12 protein-coding genes are annotated in these 15,838 nt (G+C 72.0%); 6 read left to right on the plus strand and 6 right to left on the minus strand.

The window, feature by feature from the left end; all coding sequences use genetic code 11:
- Positions 1-251: 251 nt before the first annotated feature.
- From ACPT94_RS37540 to ACPT94_RS37550, 3 genes are all read right to left on the minus strand, one after another.
- Positions 252-1,175, minus strand: coding sequence for a MurR/RpiR family transcriptional regulator (locus ACPT94_RS37540; RefSeq protein WP_360342700.1), 924 nt, complete (start codon positions 1,173-1,175; stop codon positions 252-254).
- 342 nt (positions 1,176-1,517) lie between these two features.
- Positions 1,518-3,434 carry a phosphatase PAP2 family protein gene (locus ACPT94_RS37545; protein WP_425247404.1) on the minus strand — a complete coding sequence of 639 codons (1,917 nt, stop codon included), beginning with the start codon at positions 3,432-3,434 and terminating at the stop codon, positions 1,518-1,520.
- Positions 3,435-4,259: 825 nt separating this feature from the next.
- The gene (locus ACPT94_RS37550; protein WP_360342706.1) at positions 4,260-5,168 is read right to left on the minus strand and encodes a BadF/BadG/BcrA/BcrD ATPase family protein; all 909 of its coding nucleotides are present in this window, start codon (positions 5,166-5,168) and stop codon (positions 4,260-4,262) included.
- Positions 5,169-5,587: 419 nt separating this feature from the next.
- On the opposite strand from ACPT94_RS37550, the gene ACPT94_RS37555 reads away from it, so the two are divergent.
- The 6 genes from ACPT94_RS37555 to ACPT94_RS37580 all read left to right on the plus strand — a co-directional run bounded on the left by ACPT94_RS37555 (position 5,588) and on the right by ACPT94_RS37580 (position 13,891).
- On the plus strand, positions 5,588-6,733 hold the full coding sequence (locus tag ACPT94_RS37555) for an ROK family transcriptional regulator (protein ID WP_425247403.1): 1,146 nt from the start codon (positions 5,588-5,590) through the stop codon (positions 6,731-6,733).
- 276 nt (positions 6,734-7,009) lie between these two features.
- Complete coding sequence (locus tag ACPT94_RS37560; RefSeq protein ID WP_360342712.1) at positions 7,010-8,332, plus strand: extracellular solute-binding protein; 1,323 nt, start codon at positions 7,010-7,012, stop codon at positions 8,330-8,332.
- Between the two features lie 124 nt (positions 8,333-8,456).
- Complete coding sequence (locus ACPT94_RS37565) at positions 8,457-9,368, plus strand: carbohydrate ABC transporter permease (protein WP_360342715.1); 912 nt, start codon at positions 8,457-8,459, stop codon at positions 9,366-9,368.
- Positions 9,365-10,267, plus strand: coding sequence for a carbohydrate ABC transporter permease (locus tag ACPT94_RS37570; protein ID WP_360342717.1), 903 nt, complete (start codon positions 9,365-9,367; stop codon positions 10,265-10,267). The genes ACPT94_RS37565 and ACPT94_RS37570 overlap by 4 nt, the downstream gene beginning before the upstream one ends.
- Before the next feature lie 2 nt (positions 10,268-10,269).
- Positions 10,270-11,988, plus strand: coding sequence for a hypothetical protein (locus tag ACPT94_RS37575; RefSeq protein WP_360342720.1), 1,719 nt, complete (start codon positions 10,270-10,272; stop codon positions 11,986-11,988).
- Positions 11,989-12,064: 76 nt separating this feature from the next.
- Positions 12,065-13,891: a hypothetical protein gene (locus ACPT94_RS37580; RefSeq protein ID WP_360342792.1), complete on the plus strand. Its 1,827-nt coding sequence runs from the start codon at positions 12,065-12,067 to the stop codon at positions 13,889-13,891.
- Between the two features lie 12 nt (positions 13,892-13,903).
- Here the strand turns inward: ACPT94_RS37580 and ACPT94_RS37585 are convergent, their stop codons facing one another.
- The 3 genes from ACPT94_RS37585 to ACPT94_RS37595 are packed head-to-tail and all read right to left on the minus strand — an operon-like array spanning position 13,904 to position 15,834.
- Positions 13,904-14,539, minus strand: a complete 636-nt coding sequence (locus ACPT94_RS37585) for a DUF6461 domain-containing protein (protein ID WP_360342723.1) — start codon at positions 14,537-14,539, stop codon at positions 13,904-13,906.
- A 52-nt stretch (positions 14,540-14,591) separates the two neighbouring features.
- Positions 14,592-15,188, minus strand: a complete 597-nt coding sequence (locus ACPT94_RS37590; RefSeq protein WP_425247875.1) for a hypothetical protein — start codon at positions 15,186-15,188, stop codon at positions 14,592-14,594.
- Positions 15,124-15,834 carry a nucleoside/nucleotide kinase family protein gene (locus tag ACPT94_RS37595; protein WP_425247876.1) on the minus strand — a complete coding sequence of 237 codons (711 nt, stop codon included), beginning with the start codon at positions 15,832-15,834 and terminating at the stop codon, positions 15,124-15,126. Before ACPT94_RS37595 ends, ACPT94_RS37590 begins: the two co-directional genes overlap by 65 nt.
- Positions 15,835-15,838: the final 4 nt, after the last annotated feature.

Here is a 15,838-nt window from a genome sequence, read left to right on the forward strand (position 1 = left end):
CCGGGGCCGCCACGGGCCCTCGCGCCGGCGAGGCCCCGGACACCCTGGGCGCCGACGTGGGTAGGGAACGGCGGCTTCGGGTGCCCGTACTCGAGCCCTTGGTGGGCGGGTGCGGCCGTGAGCAGTATTTATATATGCCGACGCCTTTGCAAGACGTATGAAAACATTCATGCGTGAAATGCCGAGAATAGTCCGTCTGTGCGTTTTTGTGACGGGGGGTGCGGGGAGCGGTGCCGGGCTCGGCTCGGGAGCTACTCCCGCAGAAAGAACTGATGCTGCTCTGCTATCTGTTCGTACTCCTCCAGGCGGGCCTGGGTGCGCTCCGGGCCGGCGTCCGTCATGGCCTGGAGCAGCGCGGCGGCCATCACTCCGGGGGCGGCGTAGGAGTCGAAGACCAGACGGGAGCCGGTGCCGGTGGCGAAGGTGACGTCGGCCTCGTCGGCCATCGGGCCCAGCGCCAGATCCGTCACCAGCGCCACCCGGAGACCGGCACTGCGCGCGACCCGCACCGCGGTGAGCGTCTCCTGCGCGTGCCGGGGCATCGAGAAGGCCAGCACCCATGTCCCGCCCGCCTCCCGGGACTGCAGCAGCGCGTCGTACGCGACGCTGCCGCCTCGCGTCACCAGCCGGACGTCCGGGTGGATGCGGCGCGCGGCGTAGGCGAAGTACTCGGCCAGCGAGGCCGAGATGCGCAGGCCCAGGATGGTCAGCGGGGTCGAGGCCGACAGCTGCCGGCCGATGTCGATGACCTGGTCGGGGTCGGCGAAGTCCCGGCGCAGGTTCTCCAGGTTCTCGATCTCCGCGTCGACCGCCGCCTGGAGCTCGTTGCTCCGGTTCACCTCGGCCGGTGCCGGCCCGCCGGCCAGCGTGCCGAGCGTGATCGACTGGAGCTTCTCCCGCAGCGCCGGGTAACCGCTGAACCCCACCGCGGCCGCGAACCGGGTCACCGAGGGCTGGCTCACGCCGACGCGGTCGGCGAGATCGGTGATCGACAGGAACGCGGCCTCGGTGATGTGCTCGATCAGGTACTGGGCGATCCGCCGCTGCCCCGGCGACAGGTGGGGCCCGTCGAAGAGCGCCCGGAGCCGGGTGGTCGGGGACACCTCCGCCTCCGGAGCGGTCTTGCCCGAGGTGATCGTGGTCGCCTGTGCGCGTGCCTGTTGAGGCGATGGCACCGGTCCTCCTCCTTTGTCTCCCACGAAACTCAACATAGCCCACGGACCGTGCCGGACCCGGTGCCCCGAGAGCGCGTACCTGCGCCTACCGCCGGTACGGGGGTGACGTCAGGAACGGTGTGGGGGCACCGAGGAGGGGGCGTGGGACAGCGAGGGGCACGCGTGCGGCACCGGGGAGCGCGCGTGGGGCACCGAGGAGGGACGGCGCCCATGAGGCCGTGGGCCGGGGAGAAGGTGCTCGTCATCGTCCGCCCCGCGATGACACCGCCGGGGCGGTCGCGGGAGCCGGCGGCGGAACAGGCCTCTGAGCCCGCTCCGCCGTCGGCTCCCGCCCCGAGGGCGTTACCGCTTCAGGAGTCGTACCGACAGACCGTCTGCCGTGTAGACGGGTACGGCCCGCAGCGTGTCGGAGTTCAGCTCGACGCGGTCGAACTGGCCGCGCAGGGCCGGGGCGCCGATCACGCGGACAACGCTCCCGGCGGCCGGGGGCTTCTCGTCGTCGAGGCGCAGCGACAGCACGCTGCCCCTGCCCAGCACGACCCGGCGCGTCACGGTCAGGACCGCCTTGTGCCGGCCCGCGCGCAGCGTCGGCTCCAGCGTGCCGGCCTCCTGCGCGAACACGCCGTGCACCTGCACCGGTTCGTCGATCCGCACGGTCCCGCCCAGGACCCGTACGTCACCGTGGCCCAGCGCGTGGGCCGAGGCCGACACCAGGACGCCGTCCTCCACCGCGGTCCCGCCCGTGTACCGGTTGTGCCCGGTCAGCGTGAGCGTGCCGGTGCCCTTCTTCGTCAGACCGCCCCGCCCGTCGATGTCGTTGCGCCAGGCGTCTGCCGCGTGGAAGCCGCCGGCCGCCGCGTCCAGCGTGACCGTCACGTCGGAGTCGAAGGAGCCGTAGCCGTCCGCCGCCGCGAACAGGTTGAGGCGGCCCCACTGCTCGAAGCCGTCCAGCAGCACGTACCCGGCGGGCAGCGCCGTCGTGCGCAGCACCTCCCGGCGCTGGGCCGCGTCCAGGTACGGCAGCCGGGTCTCCAGCAGCACCTCCGCGCCCTTGGGCACGGTCAGCGGCTGGTTGCGGCCCTCCCGGGTGAGCACGTAGGTGAGACGCGGCTCGACGGCACGGGCGTTGGCGCGCCGGTCGGCGTACGGATCGCCCGCGGCGGGGTGGGCGTACGAGAACAGGGTGTCGGCCGTCGTGCCGGTCTGCCCCGTGAAGTACGCCAGGGCCTGCGCCCGCGCCGCCTTCTTGAGCTCGGCGTTGGCCGGGTCGGCGAGCGTGGCCGCGGCGAGCGCGGTGGCCATGATGCGGCCGCCCATGACGTCGACCGTGGAGTGCATGCCGGAGACGATCCGGGTGTGGCTGAGCTCGAACGCGCGAGTCACCAGCTCCTGGAACCGCTCGGGCACCGCGTAAGCGAACGCCAGGGCCGCCAGGTGGAAGGCGTTGGTGTGCCCGCTGGGGAAGCCGCCGTCGTCGACGGGGGAGGTGCTGCGCTGACGCAGCAACTGCGTGACGACGACCACCTTGGAGTCGTACACCGGATAGCCGAGCGCGTCGGTCCTGCCGGTGTCGACGACCTCGCTGTCCTCGTTCATGCGCCACGGGCGCGGGTACTGGAAGGCGTACTTGCCGGGGTTGCCGGAGGCGAACGGGCCACGCACGGTGTCGACCAGCTTGGCGACCTGGCCGAGGTCAGAGGTGTACGAGCCCGCGCCGATCGCGGAACCGGCCGGGGCGCCGGCGGGCACGGCGTCGCTGATCGTCGTCGGTGGCGTGGTGTCCGGGGCGCTGGTGATCGAGGTGACCGCCTTGGCGCCCGCCTTGTAGAGGTCGGCGAGCGGGCCCAGGGCGGCGATCATCGCGTAGCTCTGATGCTGGCGGTCGTAGACGAAGGCCTCCTTGGCCTGCGCCTCCGTGCGGGCGGAGGTGACGCGGGCGCAGTAGCGCATGTTGGCGCGCAGGACGTCGGGCCTCAGCGGCGTCCCGGTGTTCCAGGCGGAGCCCGTCTTCCAGACCTCGGCCATGCCGCCGAGGATCCGCACCACGGCGTTGGTCTCGGGCGTGAGGTTCGTCAGGACGTTCGTCTTGTAGTCGTCGACGAACGCGGCGGCGGCCGTGGCGGCCTTCGCGTCGGCGGCGCCCAGCCAGGAGACGAGGGTCGGCGCGGCGACCAGTGCGGCGGAACCGCCCAGGGAGGCCTTCAGGAAGCCCCTCCTGTTCACGGCCGAGTGAGTGCGGTGCCCGGCGGGTGACGGCATGGATGTGCCTCTCTTGAGTTCTTCGGCCGTGCGGCCACGGGGGGACGTGCGATGTGGTGCGAGGTGCGACTCTGACGGTTTCTGACGAGCAGTGAGCCGAACGGTGCGTACGAGCGAAGATCTACGGCCGAGTCGTGTCCCATCGGCGAGGACTCGGCGACCGTGACGTGTCTCGAGGGTGAACGGGGGCCCGCGGCCTGTGGGTGATCGCGAACGCTTCCCGAGTGCGCCTGCCGCGGGTGGGACCGTCGGGGTCGTACCGGCGCGGCGAGCCCGTCGTCAGTCGGGCGCAGTGCTGCCTGTCGGTGAGAGTGGAACTCGGCTGTGCAGTCCTGAGCGACGGGCTGCGCAGCACCACCACGACCCACTCGCGTGGTACGGCGGCTGCTGGAGCGTCGGGCCGGCCGGAGGGGCGCCGGTGTGCGAGAAGGCCGTCGCCTTCAGGCGCGTGACGGAGGCCGTGGCCAGAGGCGGGCGACCGGGACCCGCGCCGCGGGGTGACCAGGGGTCCGCGGCCCCCGGAATCCGTCTCGGCGGCGCTCGTGCGAGGGCCACCGCCCCGGCCGACGGCGGAAGGTGCCTGGGCCATGCCTGCGTGCCTCGCGGGGTGTCGGCTGGAGCGTGGCGTCCGTGGCGTGCCCGACGGCTGCCTCACGGGTATGCCGCCCCCGGAATCCGTCTCGGCGGCGCTCGTGCGAGGGCCACCGCCCCGGCCACCGGCAGACGGTGCCTCGGCTGTGTCTTCGTGCCCGGTGGGGTGCCGGCGAGGGCTCGGCGGGCGTAAGGCGTGCCACGGCTGAAGGGGTCCGGGGCCCCCGGAACGCCTCACAGCAGCGTCCTCGCGAGAGCCACCGCGCCCTCCACCGGCGGGACGCGCAGCGGCCGGGGCCGTGCGCCCGGCACGGCGGCGGCGAGCGCGGCGGCGAACGCCTCGTACAGGGCGGGCTGGCCGAGCACCGTGCCGCCCGCCACGACGACGTCGTCCACCGCGGCGCCGCGGGCGGCGAGCCGGGCGACGAGCGCGGCGAGCGCCTCGCCCGCCTCGGCGATCACGGCACGGGCGAGGAGCGAGCCGTCGGCGGCGGCCGCGAAGACGGCAGGGGCGTGCCGGCCCCACTCGGCGGAGACGTCCGAGGCGGCCTCCAGCGCCGCGCCGAGCGCGGGCACCTCCGGCACGCCGAGCGCGGCGAGCAGACCGAGGGCGAGGGCGTCCGGCTCCTCCCCGCGATCGTGCGCGGCCCATACGGCGCGGGCCGCCTCCCGGACGAGCCCGGCGGCGCCGCCCTCGTCGCCGAGGACCGCGCCCCAGCCGCCCACCTGCACCGGTGTGCCGTCGGGCAGCAGACCGACCGCGACCGAGCCGGTGCCGGCGACCAGCCCGGCGCCCTTGTCCAGTCCGGCGGCGGGCACCAGGAGTTCGGCGTCGCCCACGATGTGCGCGGGCACGCCGAGAAGTTCTCGAACGGCGGTACGGATCTCCGCGCACTGCCGTGGTGTCTCACAGGCGTGTGCCCCCACGGCGAGCGCGGCGGGGCGTGCGCCGGGAGGCAGGGCCTCGTGCACGAGTCGGGCCAGCCAGCGCGCGGCGGCGGCCGGGTCGTGCGGCCGCCATCCGCTGCTGGCGCGGACGTGGTCGGCCACGACGTCGCCGCCCGCGAGCGCGCGCAGATGCGTCTTGGTACCACCCACGTCGACACCGACCACGAGGGGGCACGAAGGGGGAGAGTCCTGCACGGATCCTCTTTCGTCGTTGCGCCGGGGCCTGTCCTTCGGATCAGGCCGGCTCCGAGCGCCGCTTGGGTCCCCCTGAGGGGGAGTGCATGCGAGGGCCCGTGACGTCCGGCACGATCCGGAGGGCAGGCCCCCACTGCGACGGCGGGCCAACCGTGACCTGGGGATGTGCGGGTTTTTCCGTGAACTAGGGAAGCCCCGGGACGGGCTTCTGACGAGGCACGGCAGGCGAGTACCGTGAAGTTCGTTAGGAAGTTAACTAACGAAGTACAGTGCGTCAAGAGCCGTCGCGCACTCGACCACCGAGGCCGCCCGTCCGGGCCGCCACGGGACGGGACAGCGCGCCCTCGTCGCATCCCATCGCCGCAGCCCGCCGAACCGATCGGCCGGGTGCGCGGCCCTGTACCCGTGTGGGGGAAACTGTGGAACACGACGTGGCGGAAGCCCCCCGCCTGACCGAGAGCGCGAGCGCGGTCTTCGCCGTGCTGGCCCGGGCGGGCAGTGCCACCCGGCCGCAGCTCGCGAGCCTGGCGGGGCTGTCCAAACCGACCGTGTCCGCCGCCGTGGCGGAACTGGAGAACGCCCGCCTCGCCGCGCACTCCGGCACCGCGTCCAGCGGCACCGGGCGCTCCGCGGCCGTCTACCGTCTCGGGCCGGCCGCCGGTGCCGTGCTCGCCGTCGACCTCGGCCCCGCCCTGACCCGGGTCCGCGGCTGCGCCCTGGACGGCACCCTGCTGGCCGAGGCCACCGCCTCCCGCAGGGACGCCGCCGACGCCGTGCGCGAGGCGCTGGCCGCGCTGCCCGAGGGCGTTCCGCTGCGCACCATCGTGGTCGCCGTCGGTGACGTCACCGCGCGGGACCGGCAGGGCAGCGGGATGCGCCCCGCCACCGCCAAGGCCGGTCCGGTCTTCGATGCCGTGGCCGTCGCGCTGCCCCCGGGCGTGCCCGTCCACCTCGAGAACAACGTCAACTGCGCCGCCCTGGCCGAGCTGCACGAGGGCGCCGCCCGCGGCCGCCACACCTTCGGCTATCTGCGGATCGGCGTCGGCATCGGTCTCGGCATCGTCGTCGGCGGCGAGGTGCTGCGCGGCTCCAACGGGGCCGCCGGAGAGCTGGCCCGGCTGCCCTACCCCTGGGACGAGGGCCGTGAGCCGCGCCGGGAGGCCCTGGAGGAGTACATCGGCGCCCGCTCCCTGCTGCGCCGGGCCAAGGACGCCTGGGAGGCCGCCGACGGCCCGTGTCCGCGCACCACCGAGCGGCTCTTCGCCCTCGCCGGACAGGGCCGGGCCACGGCTCGCGCGGTCGTCGGCCGCCACGCCGCCGACGTGGGCCGTCTCGCCGCCGCCGTGACCGCCGTGCTGGACCCGGGCCTGATCGTGCTGGGAGGCGGCACGGGCGCGGATCCGCAGCTCCTGCCCGGTGTGCGGGCCGAGCTGGCCAGACTGAGCTGGCCCACCGAGGTGGTCAGCAGTACGGTCGGGGATTCCGGCACCGTCGCCGGTGCCGCACGGCTCGCGGTCGCCCGGGGAGTCCAAACCGTGACCGAGGCCGCGCGGCCCAAGGATTGACGGCCTCCGACTCGGTCTGCCAATGTCCGGACAAGCGCTTTCTAAGTCGGCCGGGACGCCGACTTGGGTTGAGCATCCCGCCCGTACGCGAAGTACGGCAGCCGCACGAGGGCGTGCTTGTGCGACGACGGCCCTCATGGCCGGGGATCCCACCCGTCAGGAGCGACGCGGCCGGGCGAGGCCGCGCCCCCGGAAAGCGAAATTTCCTGCAAAATGCACCCGTGCCGCCTCGATCGGCGCCGTGCTCCGTCCCCTACGACGAAAAAGGGATCGAAGATGACCACTGTGGGTGTGCGGCGCTCCCGCCGACTCGGCCGCGGCGGCATACGCCGCCTGGCTCCCCTCGCTGCCGTGGCCACGGCAGGTGCCCTTCTGCTCTCCGCCTGCGGAGGTGGATCCGACTCGGGCGGGACCTCCAAGTCGCTGACGTTCTGGATCTCCACGGTTCCGGGACAGGACGCGGGCTGGAAGAAGATGGTGGCGCAGTACAAGAAGGAAACCGGCGTCGACGTCAAGCTCGTCAACATCCCCTACGACGGCTACACGACGAAGCTGCACAACGCCGCGCAGGCGAACTCCCTGCCCGACGTGGCGGCCGTGCCGGCGCTGGACCCGATCTGGTCGAACAAGCTGATCGACCTGAGCTCCATCGCCAACAACAAGAGCAACAACATCAACGCCAACTTCCTCGCCAAGGACTCGTCCGGGAAGGTGCTGTCCATCCCCTCGGACGTCACCGCGTCCGGCATGTTCATCAACAAGACGCTGTTCGAGAAGGCCGGCGTCTCCTTCCCCACCTCGCCCCAGAAGACCTGGACCTGGACCGACTTCATCAAGGCGGCGAACACGGTCCGGGAGAAGACCAAGGCCAAGTACTCCCTGACGTTCGACCAGTCGCCGTCCCGGCTGCGCGCCATGGTGTACGAGATGGGCGGGAAGTACGTCCACGCGGACTCCTCCGGCAAGTTCTCGGTGGACGCGGCGACCAAGAAGGCCGTGAACACCTTCGTCGGATGGAACGACGACAAGACCATGCCGAAGTCGGTGTGGACCAGCGGCGCCGACCCGTCCGCCATGTTCCAGAGCGGTGACGTGGTCGCCTACTGGTCCGGCGTGTGGCAGGTTCCCGCCTTCGCGGAGAGCATCAAGAAGTTCGAGTGGGCGAGCGTCCCGACTCCCGCCCAGCCGGTGCAGGCCAGCGACGTCAACAGCGGCGGCATGACGGTGGGCTTCAACAACAACGCCGACGCGGCCGCCGCCGCGAAGAAGTTCCTGTCCTGGCTGTACGAGCCGGCCCACTACCAGGCGCTGTGCGAGGCGTCCGGGTTCCTGCCGGTCGAGAGCGGTCTGAACCCGAAGTACCCCTTCACCTCCGAGGCGGCGCAGGCGGCGTTCAAGCTGTACAACGAGTCGATCCCGCTCTACGCCCCGATCTCCGGCTACTTCAACACCGCGCAGACGAACTGGGTGCTGAAGGGCAAGAGCCTCACCGAGGACCCGACCAAGACGGAGCTCGGCAAGGCGATCAACGGCCAGCAGTCGGCCGACAAGGCCCTGGAGAACATCGTGGCCGGCTACAACCAGCAGGTCGGCGGCTGATCGTGGGCCACAGGGCCGGGCGGCCGGGTCTCGATCCCACCGTCCGGCCCTGGCGCCCATGTGAGGCCGGGCTCATGGCGTGAGCCCCCACAGGAACCCATTCCACCAGCACGGAGTCAGGAAGATGACAAAACGCGCCTCGGACGTGTCCGTGAGCCCGCCCAGGAGACGCAGTAAGTACACCCTTGCGCCGCTCGTCCTCATCGCGGCCAACGTCGTGCTCTTCTCGCTGTTCTTCGTCTGGCCGGCGGTGATCGGGCTCGTCTACTCCTTCACGAACTACACGGGTGTGGGGGCGTTCCAGTTCGTCGGACTGGACAACTACAGCAACCTGTTCGGGGACTCCACCTTCTACGACGCGCTGTCCCGGACGCTGCTGTACACCGTGCTCGTCGTGCCGCTGAACTTCGTGCTCTCGCTGCTCGTCGCCAACCTGGTGGTGAGCAAGCAGGCCAAGGGCGCGTCGGTCGCCCGTGTCATCTTCTTCGTCCCGTGGCTCATCTCGCCCATCGTCGTGGGTGTCCTGTGGCGGTGGCTGTTCGGTGAGAACTTCGGACTGATCAACTACGTCATCGAGAAGCTCGGCGGGAACGCGATCGCGTGGCAGTCGAACGCGGACCTGTCGCTGGGCGTGGTGGTCATGGCGGGCGCCTGGTGGGGAACGGCCTTCTCGATGCTGCTGTTCATCGCCGCGATCAAGAACGTGCCGGTGTCCTACTACGAGGCCGCCTCGCTCGACGGGGCGGGCCCCTGGCGCCAGTTCATGAGCATCACCCTGCCGAGCATCGCGCCCACCTCCTTCATCGTGATCCTGCTCAACACGATCAACGCGATGAAGGAATACCCGCTCTTCCTCGCCCTCAACAACGGCGGACCGGGAACGTCGAACAACCTGCTCGTCCAGTACATCTATCAAACCGGCTTCAAAACGGGCCAGATCGGCTACGCGAGCGCCGCGTCGTTCGTGCTCATGCTCATCCTGATGGCCGTCGCGATCATCCAGCTGATCGTCAACCGGCGGATGGAGAACCGATGACAACCACAGACCTTCCCCGCCCGGTCGACGCCGGTCCCGGACGGGCCGTTTCCAAGAAGCGGCCCCGCAGAGCGGGCACCGGTGGGCTCCGAGGGGTGGTGTCCGCGACGACACTGCTGTGGATCCTGGCGGCCCTCTACGGTCTGCCGGTGCTGTGGTTCGTCCTCAGCTCCTTCAAGCCGGCGGGAGACCTGTTCTCCCTTCCGCTGACAGTGCTTCCGCACAACCCCACCCTGTCGGGTTACAAGGCGGCGTGGGACAGCGCCAACTTCTCCCAGTACTTCATCAACACGACCATCGTGTGCGTGATCACGACGATCCTCACGGTGGGAGCCAGCTGCTGCACGGGGTACGCGCTGGCCAAGTACGACAACAAGTGGCTCAAGGTGTTCTTCCTCTGCATCCTGGCCACCACGATGCTGCCGTCCGAGGTCATGCTCGCCCCGGAGTTCCTGGTCGTCCGCGACCTCGGCCTCTACAACTCCTTCGGCGGCATCATCCTCCCGGCCGTGCTCACCGCGACCGGATGCTTCATGTTCCGCCAGTTCTTCCTGACGGTCCCCAACGAGCTCATCGAGGCCGCCCGCATCGACGGCGCTCGCGAACTGTCGATCTTCCTGCGGATCATGGTGCCGATCTCCCGGCCCATCATGCTGACGCTCGCCATCCTGTCGTTCCAGTGGCGGTGGAACGACTACATCTGGCCGCTTCTGATGCTCAACGACCCCGACAAGTTCACCGTGCAGATCGGCATCCAGAGCCTCGTCGGGGCGCAGAACATCAACTGGTCGGTGCTGCTCGGCGGTTCGGTCATCTCCATGATCCCGCTGATCGCCGTCTTCCTGGTGTTCCAGCGGTACGTCATGAACGCCGACATCAACGCCGGACTGAAGGACTGACCTTGCCCACCCCGCTCGACCACGAGTTCGTCCGGTCGGTGGCCCGTGCCGCCGACCGGTCGGCCGTCCCCCTGGCGGACGGCCCGGACGAGGATCTCTCCGGTGTGACCCACCGCGTCCTGGCACGGCGGGTGAGGACTCTGGTCGCCGCCTACCGTTCCCCGGACTCGGCACTGCACGGCAGCGGCCAGGCCGTCGCCGCCGCGACGAACCACCTCCGGGCCCTGCGGGCCGCGCAGACCACCACCGGCCTCTTCGCCGGCGGCGACAACGTGCAGTCACCGCCGGACTCCGCGTTCACCGTCAACGACGTGTGCGACGCGCACGTCCTCGCCGCCGGCGCGGGACCAGAACTGCACGACGTCACGGCCGCGCTCGCCGAGATCGCCGGCGCCGCCTCCGGCAGTCTCCTGACCGGTGGGGTGCACACCCCGAACCACCGCTGGGAGCTGTGCGCGGCGCTGGCCCGGCTGCACCGGTCGTTCCCCGACGACCGGCTGCTCGACCGCGTCGAGGAGTGGCTCTCCGAGGGCGTCGACATCGACGCGGAGGGCCTGTACTCGGAACGCAGCGCCGTCTACGCGTCCCACGTGACCAACCCGTCGCTGCTGCTGCTGGCCGACGTGCTCGACCGCGCCGACCTGCAGGACGCCGTCGAACGCAACCTCGCCACCACCCTGGACCTCATCAGGCCGGACGGCACGGTGGAGACCCTCCACTCGCGACGGCAGGACCAGAGACACCCGTTCCCGCTGGCCCCCTACCTGCCGCACTACCGGCTGCTCGCGATCCGCACCGGCCGGGGCGACTTCAGCCGGGCGGCGCGGCTGGCGGCCGCCGGCGGCATAGACGACCCCGGCCTGCTCGCCGAGACCCTCCTCACCCCGGACCTGTGCCGCGTCCTGCCGGCACCGGCCGCTCAGACACTTCCGCGCGACCGGTACCTCACCACCGCGCGCCTCGCCGCACGCGCCTCGGCCACCGCGCACACGGTGGTCTACGGCGGCTCCGACGTGCCCGAGCACCGGCGCATCCGCTCGGGCCTCGCCTGCAACCCCACCTTCCTGCGTCTGTTCGCCGGCGACGCCGTCCTCGACGCGGTCCGTCTCTCGCGCGGGTTCTTCGACCTGGGCCCGTTCCGCGCCGCCACCATGCGACAGCCCGCCGACCACCGGTACCGGCTCACCGAAACCCTCACGGCCGCCTACTACCAGCCGCTCCCGCCGGGCCGGCGCCGGGACGACGGCGGCTACCGGATGGCGGACGAGGGACGCTTCTCGGCCGCGATGGCCTTCCCGGACCGGCCTCGGGACGAGGTCTCCCACACGACCCGCGTCGAGGTGGACCTGAAGGAGGACGGTGCCGACCTGCGGATCGACATCAGCGGACCACGGGTGCCCTGGGCCCTCGAACTGACCTTCCGGCCGGGCGGCGTGCCGGAGGGCGCCGTAGCGATCGGCGACGGGCGCTGGTGCCTGACGACCGGGCCGATGACCTACCGGGTCGGTGACGACGAGATCCGGATCGAGGCCGACGTCGAGGCAGGCGAACCGCTGGCCGGGCCGGACCGGAGCGACGTACTGCGGTACGACCCGGGTCAGGACTACACCGTGGTGGGCGGCACCGACGCGACGACCGGGAACCGCGTCTACATCGGTGGGTCCGGCCCGCACACACTGACCGTCGCACTGCGCGCCCGCCGGCCCGCACCTGTCCTGTGACTCCGACGACCCGCGCCAACGCCATGGCCATCTCAGGCATGAAGGGCTGACCCCCGTGCACCTCACGTCCCCTCCCGTGCACCTCCCGCACCAGCGCGGCCCGCTGCACGACCTCCCGGACACCCCCGAGGCGTACGACGCCGTCCTCGCCGACGTCACCGAGCAGGCCCTGGCCCGGCTGACGCCCGAGGGCGGTCTCGAACACCCCGACTGCGTCGACGACATCGGCGACACCTCACTCGGCATCACCTCCCTGCTCGCCCTCGCCTGGCAGCGCACCAAGGACCCGCGCCTGCCGGAGGCGGTACGCCGCAGCCTCGCCTTCCACCTGCGTGAGCGGGTCTACCGGGAGGACAACCCCGGCTACCCGAACCTGAAGGTGCGCGACTCGGGCCTGCCGTACGCCCGCTACGTCCTCGAGGCCGGCGCGCACCCCATCGGCGACTGGCCCAGCACGGTGTGGGCGCTGCTGCAGGCGGTGAACGTCCTCGACACCGCGGACGGCCTGGTCGACGACGACCAGCGGGCCGAACTGCTGGAGGTGGCCCGCGGCTACTGGCGCTGGCTGACCGAGGCGACCTTCTTCAACCCGCAGGAGGCGGGCAACCAGGCCATCGGCTGCGTGGTCGGCGGCCTGATGCTGGCCCGTCACCTCACGCCACCGGAGGGTGCCCGGGTCCGCGCGCGGGCGCTGTCGCTCTACACCGACGAGATCCGCGCCCACCGTGTCCGCGACCGCGGCGCCCTGCTGCCCCCCGAGCACGGCGGCGCCTACGACAACAACTACGGCCCGATCTCCCTGTCCTTCCTCGCCCAGGCCCACCGGGTCAGCGGCGAGGAGGTGTTCGCGGAGGACGGCGACGCGCTCGCCCGCTACATCGACGCCCGCCTGACGGGCGGCGGCTTCGACAACGGCGGCCCCCGCTACAGCGAACAGCACTCCGCCTTCGAGTCGGTCCTCGGGCTGCGCTACTTCAGCGCCCGTATCGGCTCCGACCTGGGCCGCTACCGGGGCGACAGCCGCTGGGCCCGGCACGCGGTCAAGGCGGACGGCGGGGTCGACGGCCACTTCGCCTGGATGCTGGTCTGGCAGATCCAGGACGCCACGCGCTGGCACCGCGAGCCCGCCACCCGGCCGGTGCGCCACCAACTGCGCGCCGGCACGGTCTCGGTGGCCTTCGACGACCGGATGACCCCCTCCGTGGTGGAGGCGGGCGGCACCTACTACCTGCCCGCCGCCGTCGGCCGCCAGCACGGCTTCGGGCCGGTCACCGACGGCTTCCTGCTGTGCCGCCCCATGGGCGAGGTCCGCGTCCGCGACGTCCGCGCCGACGGACTCACCGCCAAGCTGGTCACCAAGCCGGTCGTCGGCCGCGACCACGTCCTGCGGTACGTGCGCTCCCTGTACGTCACCGACGGCACCGGCCTGTGGACGACGGTGGCCGTCGAACGCCTCGACGGCACCCCGTATCTGCTGGCCGGCCTGCCGTACGCCGAGGACGACGGCGACCGGGTGCGGCGCACGGCACACGGCGCGGTGGCCTCCGCCGGCGCCCTGCGGCTGACCCACCCCGACGCCGGGGGCGCGGACCACTTCGACGCCCGCGCGGAGATCACCCAGGAGCAGGCCGCCTTCGCCCTCGCCGCCGACCCGCGCGGCTACGGCAACCCCGACGAGGGCTGGAAGCACCTGGTCAGCTCCTCCGCCCTGGAGGCCGGACCGGCCCCGGACGCCCCGGACGACCTGCACGTCTTCGCCGTGCGCTACGGCTCGCGGGAGCCGCTCACGGTGTCCGTCGAGCGGGGCGAGGAGGGGCTGACCGTACGGACGGACGCCTTCACCGCCGTGCTCGGCGGCGACGACGCCCACGGCGAGCCGGAGCTGACGCTGCGCGCGGCCTGAGCGGGCGCACGGTCAGCCGTCGAGGGTCATCCGCGGGGTGCCGCGCACCGCGTAGGCGGGCAGCCGGGCGTCCTGGAGGTACGCGGGGGAGAGGGACAGCCCGAACCGCCGCTCCACGACGCCCAGAGTGCGCCGGTAACCGGTCTTGTAGTCCTCGTCCTCCGGCGGGAGGTACGTCTTCCCGTCGCGGTCGAGGATTCCGGCCGCGACGAGGTCCGGCAGGAGCAGATCGGGTTCCTGCCCCCAGCGCCACATCTCCTCCCGGAGCCCGAACCCGCACAGGAACACACCGTCTCGGGCGTAGTCCACCGAGGCCGGCGGATGCTCCTGCATGGGCACGTACCGCACGACCTCGACGCCGTCCCGGGAGATCTCCGCGAGCAGGTCACCACCGGTGGAGTCGCCGTACTCCAGGGCGAAGGCCCACTCCCCGGACATGCCCACGCGGACGACGCCGTCCCCGTCGGCGGCGGGCCGCCACTGCGTGACTCCGAGCCGCCACACCTCGGCATCGGTGATCGGCTCCGTCGCCCGGTCCGGGGCGCCTCCCATACGTTCGGCGAGTTCCGCCGGGGTGATGCCCCGCGCGAACACGACGCTGGACATCCAGCCCTCGAGGTCGATCAGCCACACGATTCCGTCACTCATGGCGAGGACAGTAACGGGGCCCACCGACAGGGGGGTTGAGGGTGGGCGGTGTTCAGACGGGCAGCCCGAGCAGGCCCCAGCCACGCCGTGCCGTCTCGTCGACGACCACGGCCCATTCGCGCAACAGCACGGTGAAGGCGTCGAAGTCCGCGATCCAGCCGCCGGGGCGCGCCGCGTGCCGGTCGTACTCCTCGCGCAGGCCCTCGAGCAGGGGCTCCGCGCGGGCCCAGTGGGCGGCGATCACGGGTACCACGGAGGGCGGACAGGCGAGCAGCAGGCGCGACTGCCAGGGCGTGGCGTCCGACGGGAAGAGGCCCGACTCCGGCGGGTCGCCCCCTTCCCCGATCAGGTGGAGGAGGAAGCCGTCGAGGGACTCCCGCAGCACGGGATCGGCGAACTCCCGTGCGGTCTCCCAGCCGTCACCCATCCAGAAGTGCGGTTTGTAGGACCCGGTGGTGCCGTGGAACTCGTAGCGGCCGCACCACGGCACCTTCGGCGAGGCGGGGAACACCCAGCCCACCCGGGGTTCCGCGTCCCGGTCGGTGTCCTGCGGACCGGCCGCCTCGTACAGCAGCTCCTGCCGCTCACCCGCCGGCGTCCGCTCCAACTCCGCCCAGTCCAGCGCCAGTACGGTGATGTCCAGCCCCATACGGCCACCCTACGACGTCCCGCACCACCAGGTCCGCGCGCTCCCGCGTGCCCGCCACCAGCTCCGCGTTGCGCTGGTCCGTGCCCAGGACCCAGGCCACCGCTTTCTCGTGACCCTTGCCGAACTCCTCGTGCCGCGCGACGAGCCGGCGGACCCGCTCGTCCTCGTCCGCCTCGCAGAACCACACCTCGTCCAGCGCGGGTCGTACGCGCGCCCACGCGCCCGTGTCCAGGAGCAGGTAGTTGCCCTCGGTCACGACCAGCCGGGCCGTGGGCGGCACCGGGACCGCACCCGCGAGCGGCTGCTCCAGGACCCGTTCGAAGCCGGGCGCGTACACGATGTCGTCGCCGTCCGCCTCCTCGCGCAGCCGGCGCAGCAGGGCCGCGTACCCGGCCGCGTCGAAGGTGTCGGGCGCGCCCTTGCGGTCGCGGCGGCCGAGCCGGTCGAGTTCGACGTCCGCCAGGTGGAAGCCGTCCATCGGGACGTGCGCCACCCACGGCTCCCCGGTGCCGTTCAGCTCCCGGACGAGGTGTTCGGCGAGGGTCGTCTTGCCGGAGCCGGGGCTGCCGGCGATGCCGAGGAGCGCGCGCCGGCCGCCCACGACGAGGGAACGGGCGCGCAGGAGCAGATCGTCGAATGTGAGCACACAG

It is taken from the genome of Streptomyces aurantiaciflavus, from assembly GCF_049808595.1.
Taxonomy (GTDB): Bacteria; Actinomycetota; Actinomycetes; order Streptomycetales; family Streptomycetaceae; genus Streptomyces.

Bases quoted from the DNA above. Each gene is read 5' to 3' on its own strand.
- ACPT94_RS37585 (WP_360342723.1), bottom strand. From the start codon at position 14,539: ATGAGTGACGGAATCGTGTGGCTGATCGACCTCGAGGGCTGGATGTCC.
- ACPT94_RS37545 (WP_425247404.1), bottom strand. From the start codon at position 3,434: ATGCCGTCACCCGCCGGGCACCGCACTCACTCGGCCGTGAACAGGAGG.
- ACPT94_RS37560 (WP_360342712.1), top strand. From the start codon at position 7,010: ATGACCACTGTGGGTGTGCGGCGCTCCCGCCGACTCGGCCGCGGCGGC.
- ACPT94_RS37565 (WP_360342715.1), top strand. From the start codon at position 8,457: ATGACAAAACGCGCCTCGGACGTGTCCGTGAGCCCGCCCAGGAGACGC.
- ACPT94_RS37590 (WP_425247875.1), bottom strand. From the start codon at position 15,188: ATGGGGCTGGACATCACCGTACTGGCGCTGGACTGGGCGGAGTTGGAG.
- ACPT94_RS37570 (WP_360342717.1), top strand. From the start codon at position 9,365: ATGACAACCACAGACCTTCCCCGCCCGGTCGACGCCGGTCCCGGACGG.